The sequence below is a fragment of the Nodosilinea sp. LEGE 07088 genome (assembly GCF_015207395.1).
Lineage (GTDB): Bacteria > Cyanobacteriota > Cyanobacteriia > Phormidesmidales > Phormidesmidaceae > Nodosilinea.
Window position 1 is genome coordinate 1 of the sequence record NZ_JADEWX010000243.1, and the last position, 6707, is coordinate 6707.

At 61.2% G+C, this 6707-nt stretch carries 6 protein-coding genes; 2 read left to right on the forward strand and 4 right to left on the reverse strand.

From position 1 onward, the window contains the following. The coding region (glmS, locus tag IQ254_RS28630) for a glutamine--fructose-6-phosphate transaminase (isomerizing) (RefSeq protein WP_193969556.1) at nucleotides 1-1155 on the reverse strand (1155 nt) is incomplete at its 3' end. Nucleotides 1156-1435: 280 nt separating this feature from the next. On the opposite strand from glmS, the gene shc reads away from it, so the two are divergent. Continuing rightward, the gene (gene shc / locus IQ254_RS28635) at nucleotides 1436-3436 is read left to right on the forward strand and encodes a squalene--hopene cyclase (protein WP_193969557.1); all 2001 of its coding nucleotides are present in this window, start codon (nucleotides 1436-1438) and stop codon (nucleotides 3434-3436) included. A 449-nt stretch (nucleotides 3437-3885) separates the two neighbouring features. Further along, a complete protein-coding gene (locus IQ254_RS28640; protein ID WP_193969558.1) occupies nucleotides 3886-4059 on the forward strand; it encodes a hypothetical protein in 174 nt (57 codons plus the stop codon). Nucleotides 4060-4183: 124 nt separating this feature from the next. On the opposite strand, the gene IQ254_RS28645 is transcribed toward IQ254_RS28640, so the two are convergent. The 3 genes from IQ254_RS28645 to map all read right to left on the reverse strand — a co-directional run bounded on the left by IQ254_RS28645 (nucleotide 4184) and on the right by map (nucleotide 6577). After that, on the reverse strand, nucleotides 4184-4672 hold the full coding sequence (locus IQ254_RS28645) for a GAF domain-containing protein (RefSeq protein WP_228041195.1): 489 nt from the start codon (nucleotides 4670-4672) through the stop codon (nucleotides 4184-4186). Between the two features lie 112 nt (nucleotides 4673-4784). Then, nucleotides 4785-5747, reverse strand: a complete 963-nt coding sequence (locus tag IQ254_RS28650) for an SDR family NAD(P)-dependent oxidoreductase (RefSeq protein ID WP_193969560.1) — start codon at nucleotides 5745-5747, stop codon at nucleotides 4785-4787. 23 nt (nucleotides 5748-5770) lie between these two features. Further along, complete coding sequence (gene map / locus IQ254_RS28655) at nucleotides 5771-6577, reverse strand: type I methionyl aminopeptidase (RefSeq protein ID WP_193969561.1); 807 nt, start codon at nucleotides 6575-6577, stop codon at nucleotides 5771-5773. Nucleotides 6578-6707 lie beyond the last annotated feature (130 nt).

Genomic DNA, 6707 nt, shown 5'->3' on the forward strand with positions numbered 1-6707 from the left:
GGCGTGGGCGGCGCGGCGGGTCTGCTCCATCTCCAGGGCGGCCAGGGTGTCGGCGGTTTCGCCCGACTGGGTGACGCCAATGGTGAGGGTATGGGGAATCAGCGGCGTGGGCGAGTAGCGAAACTCTGAGGCATACTGCACCAGCACGGGCAGGTTGGCCAGCGCCTCGATCAGGTATTTGCCCACCAGGGCGGCGTGCCAACTGGTGCCGCAGGCGACCACCTGCACATGGTCGAGGCCGTTGAGCAGGTCGTCGGGTAGACCGAGCTGCACGGGGGTACGATCGGCCTGGCCGGGAGCCCAGGCGTTGTCGATATAGGTTTCGAGGGCGGTGCGCACCACGCCGGGCTGCTCATAGATCTCCTTGAGCATGAAGTGCTTGAACCCCTGCTTCTCCACCATGATCGGGTTCCAGTTGAGGGTGATCGGGTGCTTGCGCTGGCGATCGCCCGCAAAGTTATACACCTCGACGCCCAGGGGCGACAGGCTGGCCAGTTCGCCGTTTTCCATCGGCAGTACGGCGCGGGTATAGGGCACGATCGCCGGGGTGTCGCTGGCGCAGAAAAATTCGCCCTGGCCAAAGCCAATCACCAGCGGAGCCTGCTGGCGCACCACCACCAGTTCGTCGGGGAAGTCGGCGGAGACAATGGCGAGGGCAAAGGCCCCTAGCAGGTCTTGGGCGGCGCGGCGGGTGGCCTCCAGCAGGCGCGATCGCCCCTGCAGATCGCCCTCGGTGAGCTGGCTCAGGTATTGCGCTATCAGGTGGGGCACCACCTCGGTGTCGGTGTCGGAGGTGAACTGGTGGCCCTGGGCCTTGAGGGTTTCGCGCAGCTCGCGGTAGTTTTCGATGATGCCGTTTTGCACCACCGCCAGCCGACCCGAGCCATCGCGGTGGGGGTGGGCGTTGTGTTCTTCGGGTTTGCCGTGGGTGGCCCAGCGGGTGTGGCCAATGCCCAGGCGGGCGGGGTTTTCCTGGCCGTCGAGCTTGTCTTGCAGGTTTTGCAGCTTGCCCTTGGCCCGCACGCAGTGCAGCTCGCCTTCGAGCACGGTGGCGAGGCCCGCCGAGTCGTAGCCGCGATATTCGAGCTTACGCAGGCCGTCCATTAAGATGTCGGCGGCGGGCCGGGTGCCAATGTATCCCACAATGCCACACATACGCTGTCTCCTTGGGGGTGAGCAAGTGCTTTGCTAAAGCTGACTTTATAGGATACACGGTGGCTTGGCTGCTGCGATCGAGTCGGGCTATTTCAGCATTCCGCAGCCGCTGGGCTGAAATAGCGGCAATTTACAGACTTTTCTGGCTAATTCTTCGGCCTACCAGCGGCGTATCTAGAGGTGTGTTTCCCGAATCGAAGCATTTGCACTATGCTGCCCCAAGGATTGTAAGTCTTGGCCGCAAGTTTTGACCGCAGAGTGTTGAATGTGAGGGGTGGCGATGCAGACTCAAGAACCGCAGCAGGTGACCGGGCTAGAGCGGGCGATTCGCGAAGCGATCCCGGCGAGAATCGCCGCCGCCCAAAACTACCTGCTGGCCCTGCAGCACCGCGACGGCTACTGGTGGGCAGAGCTCGAGTCGAACGTCACCATTACGGCTGAAATCATTCTGCTGCACAAGATCTGGGGCACCGATGGCGAGCGCCCCCTGGCCAAGGCCGAGACTTATCTGCGATCGCACCAGCGCGATCACGGCGGCTGGGAACTGTTCTACGGCGACGGCGGCGACCTGAGTACATCCGTCGAGGCCTACCTGGCGCTGCGGGTGCTGGGGGTGCCCGCTAGCGATCCGGCGTTGCTGAAGGCGAAGAGCTTCATTCTGGGGCGGGGTGGCATCACCCAAACCCGCATTTTTACCAAGCTGCACCTGGCGCTGCTCGGCTGCTACGACTGGCGCGGCCTGCCCTCGCTGCCCGCCTGGGTGATGTTGCTACAGTCGCCCTCGCCTTTTACCATTTACGAATTGTCGAGCTGGGCCCGGGGCAGCACCGTGCCGCTGCTGATTGTGTTTGACCAAAAGCCGGTTTACGCGATCGAGCCCGCCGTCACCCTGGATGAACTCTACGCCGAGGGCATCGCCAATGTGCGCTGGGAACTGCCCAAAGCTGGCGACTGGAGCGATCTCTTCGTCTGGCTCGATGGCGCGTTTAAGTGGGCCGAATCCATCAACTTCACCCCCTTTCGCCAGGAGGGCCTGCGCCAGGCCGAGCGGTGGATCTTAGAACGCCAGGAAGCGACCGGCGACTGGGGCGGCATTATCCCCGCCATGCTGAACTCAATGCTGGCTCTGCGCGGCCTGGGCTACGACGTCAACGACCCGGTGGTGCGGCGGGGCCTGCGGGCGCTAGATAACTTTGCCGTCGAAACCGACGACACCTACTGGGTGCAGGCCTGTGTCTCCCCCGTGTGGGATACGGCGCTGGCGATGCGATCGCTCACCGACTCGGGCCTGGCCCCCGACCACCCCGCCCTGGTGCAGGCGGGCGAATGGCTGCTAGACAAGCAAATTCTCGACTATGGCGATTGGGTGGTAAAAAACCCCCAGGGCCAGCCGGGGGGCTGGGCCTTTGAGTTTGACAACCGCTTTTACCCCGACGTGGATGACACCGCCGTGGTGGCCATGGCCTTGCAGGATGTCACCCTGCCCGACGAGGCCCTGAAACGAGAGGCGATCGCCCGAGCCGTGCGCTGGGTCGCCACCATGCAGTGCAAAACCGGGGGCTGGGCCGCCTTTGACATCGACAACGACCAAGACTGGCTGAATGCCATTCCCTACGGCGACCTCAAGGCCATGATTGACCCCAGCACCGCCGATATCACCGCCCGCGTGCTGGAGATGCACGGTCGCCTGTTGCGCCAGCCCGACCTGGCGGCCCGCTACGCCAGCGACCTCACCGCCCAGCGGCTGGAGCGGGGGCTGGCCTACCTGCTCCACGAACAAGAAGCCGACGGCAGTTGGTTTGGCCGCTGGGGCGTCAACTACCTCTACGGCACCAGCGGCGCACTGTCGGCGTTGGCGCTGGTGGCGCCGGGGCGGGAGCAGGGGGCGATTCCCCCAGGGATCGCTACGCGAATCGCCCGGGGCGCGGCCTGGCTGGTTCGTTGCCAAAACCCCGACGGCGGCTGGGGCGAAACCTGCCGCAGCTACGACGACCCCAGCCTCAAGGGTCAGGGGCCGAGTACGCCCTCGCAGACTGCCTGGGCTCTGCTGGGCTTAATCGACGCGGCTGAATGCGGTGCGGCCACCGAGACGCAGGCGATCCAGCGGGGGATTGACTACCTGCTCAGCACCCAGACTGCCGAGGGCACCTGGGCGGAGCAGGAGTTTACCGGCACCGGGTTTCCGGGGCATTTCTACATTCGCTATCACCTGTATCGCCATCACTTTCCGCTGATGGCCCTGGGGCGCTATCAAAGCTGGCAAGGTATGAGGTCTCGATAGCCCCCTTCTCAAGCGGGCGACAACGGGGGAAATTACTGAACACAGGGCAGATCAATAGCCAAGGCCAGCTCACCCCTAGAACGCCGGTACAGAAACCCGGTTGCTACCCTGGGAAAGACCAAATCTCGTAGGCAAACCAACGCAGAAACCGGGTTTCTAGCCATACTGAACCGATGCTCTAACCCTTCCCCTTCTGGGAAGGCTGGCTTGATTCCAAAGGCAGTAGGTTGTCCCTATGGTGAAACAGAGTGTAACCCAAGGCCAGACCGGACTTTATTGAGTGCTGCCGTGCGCCACTCAACACCTTGCTGGTGCGGGCAGAACAGAGGTGGTCGGAGTGCAGTTGAGGTGATATGAATTTTGCGCATAGATGCCATCGACTCTAGCTTTGGTAACTTTAGGGCTCCTTTCCTAGACTGGCAGTATGCAGTCACAGAGAGGTCACACCCATGACAACATCTACTTCCGTTCCTCGTCATCCCCGCCACGAAAATCGCCAAAATCCTTTGCGGGTTGCCTTGACAAAATTTTGGCGATTCAGCAATTTCTACGGCGAATACACCTCGATCGCTCCCAAAGATCGGCTCAACTATGTTGAGTCGCTGATTCAAGAACAGCGCTAGGCGAGCGTAGCCCCATGATTATAATCAGTGCTTTGGATGCGCCCGGCGGGTCGGGCCATGGCAATGTAATGTCCCGCCGCGATTCCTGTTTTTGAATCGGGGTTGCTTAAATCAGATGGGTAAGCTAGCTATGCCTCGGCCCCCTCACTGAGGGGGCCATCGCTAAGGTCTCTGCCCCCTGCTGCATGGCCACGATATCGGCCTCTGACCAGGGGTAAGTCGATTGACAATGGTGCGCCACCAGCAGCCCCCACAGACCATTGGGAGTCAATACCGGCACAACCAAGTTGGCGCGTACCTTTAGGTCGCGCAAAAAATCGCGGTGGCAGTCGGCAATGGGCTCAGCTTCAATATCGGCGATCGCCCGTACCCGCCCGGCCAGGTACATCTCTGCATAGTCGTCGTTAAAGCATTCGTCTGGCCCAGTGGAGCCAAAGATAGAAAATTTTGGGTCGCTCAAAACCTCAAAGGTGACCCGCCCCTTCCATTGGCAATAGAAGTAATAGAGCAGCACGCGATCGACCCCCAGTTTTTGGTGTAGATCGTGGGTCACTTGCTTGACTAAGCTATCTCGCTCCAGGGTGATAGAGAGGCGATTAATCACCCGGCTCAAGCCAGGATCTGCAGAGGAGGTAGGCTCAGAATTGAGATGGGAAGATGAGGACGGCTGCACAAATTCATCTGCTGTGACGGCTGAGAGTCAATTCAGTATAACAATCTTCTTTTTAGGCCTTGGGTGACCCCAGTGGCCCCAGCAGCAAAAAGGGCCAGGGCATCTCGACATCGGGGATCAACCCGGCGTAGGGGCGCAACTCCGGTAGCTTGTAGGGCAGCACAAACCGCAGCGATCGCAGAGAGGCTGGCCGCTGCCCATCGGCATCGACCAGGCCATACTCGCGGGCCAACTCAGCCACAATTTGCACCTGTCCGGTGCGCCGCAGCACCTTAGAATCTGCCGTCAACGCGGCGATCACACGTCCAGTGAGCAGCGGGGTTTCCCAGTTGTAGTGGGGCAGGGAATTCTCGGCGGAGGTTTCACCCAGTCCCATCTCACCCGCAAACTGGGTCATCAGCTCGGTACCGACGATGCCGGGCCAAATGGAAAGCGAGGTCACGCCATGGGGTTTGAGCTCAACGGCCATGTCGGTAGCCATGCGATCGCAGCCAGCTTTGCCCACTCCGTAGGGCACCCCAAAGATATACGACAGCCCACCCCAGGACGATAGGGTGCAGATCAGCCCCCGCTGGCGCGGCACCATCAGCCGGGCCGCATAGACGCTGGCGACGTAGTGGCTGCGCAGGCCCACCTGGTTGCAGGCATCCCAAAAGCTGGGCTCAGACTGCCAGAAGGGTTTGCCATAGGCAGCCCTAAGGGCGGGCACCCCGGCATAGGCATTGTTGACCAAGAGGTCGAGGCGGCCCTTTTGATCGGCTTGAATGCGATCGAAGAGAGCCTGCACCTGATCATCGTCGCTGTGGTCAACCCGTACTGGAATCGCCACCCCGCCGGCCTGCTCCACAGCGGCAGCCGTTTCCTCTAGAGACCCAACGCCCTCAGTCGTCGCCGTTAGGGTACGCCCGGTGATATAAATCGTGGCCCCGGCTTCCCCGAGGCCAATGGCAATGCCTTTACCCAGCCCTCGGGTGGCTCCTGTAACTAGGGCAATGCATCCGGCGAGCGGTTTCATCAAATGTTCCTGATGCTTGGGAGTCAGGCTAGCACCTTCGCCGGAGACAGGGTGAGCACGTCGACGCCGTCTTTGGTGACCGTCACGGTGTGCTCAAACTGGGCCGAGAGCTGGCGATCTACGGTAATCGCCGTCCAGCCGTCGATCAAAATCTCGGCCTCGTAGCTGCCGATATTGATCATGGGCTCGATGGTGAACACCATGCCGGGGCGCAGTTTTTTGCCCTTGCCGGGCTCGCCGTAGTGGGGAATTTGCGGGGCAGCGTGAAAGATGCGGTGTACCCCATGGCCGACAAAATCGCGCACGACCGAGAAGCCTTCGCCCTCGGCATAGGCCTGAATCGCTGCGCCAATATCGCCGACCCGGGCTCCGGGCTTCACCACGTGAATGCCGCGCCACATGGCTTCTTCGGTGACTTCAACCAGGCGACGGGCGATGGGGGAGGGCTCACCTACCAAAAAAGTGCGGCTGGTGTCACCGTGGTAGCCGTCGAGAATGGGGGTGACGTCGATGTTGATAATGTCGCCGTCGCGCAGGATGTCCTCGTCGTTGGGAATGCCGTGGCAGATGACCTCGTTGATGCTGGTGCAGATGGAGCGAGGAAAGGGCATCACGGTGCCCGCATAGCCCAGGGGAGCGCTTTTGGCTCCATGCTTTTGGGTCCAGGCTTCGGCCAGGTCGTTGAGTTCCTGGGTGCTGACACCGGGCTTGACGAAGGGGGTGAGGTAGTCGAGCAGCCGGGCGGCGAGCTGGCAGGCTTGACGCATTTTCTCTAGCTCACGGCTGGAGAGCAGAGTGATGACTTCGGAGGGTTGCTTTTGTTCTTCCACGGTGCGTTGGGGGTCTGGGTAAAGTTGGCTGGGGGTAACAGGCTAAATGCCCTAGAGAGTAATGTGGGCATTTCGTCTGCTAAAAGAACATCCGGGCCGAAAAATCGTCTTTACCCACCCGCTCTTGCCC

Bases quoted from the DNA above. Each gene is read 5' to 3' on its own strand.
- shc (WP_193969557.1), top strand. From the start codon at position 1,436: ATGCAGACTCAAGAACCGCAGCAGGTGACCGGGCTAGAGCGGGCGATT.
- IQ254_RS28650 (WP_193969560.1), bottom strand. From the start codon at position 5,747: ATGAAACCGCTCGCCGGATGCATTGCCCTAGTTACAGGAGCCACCCGA.
- IQ254_RS28640 (WP_193969558.1), top strand. From the start codon at position 3,886: ATGACAACATCTACTTCCGTTCCTCGTCATCCCCGCCACGAAAATCGC.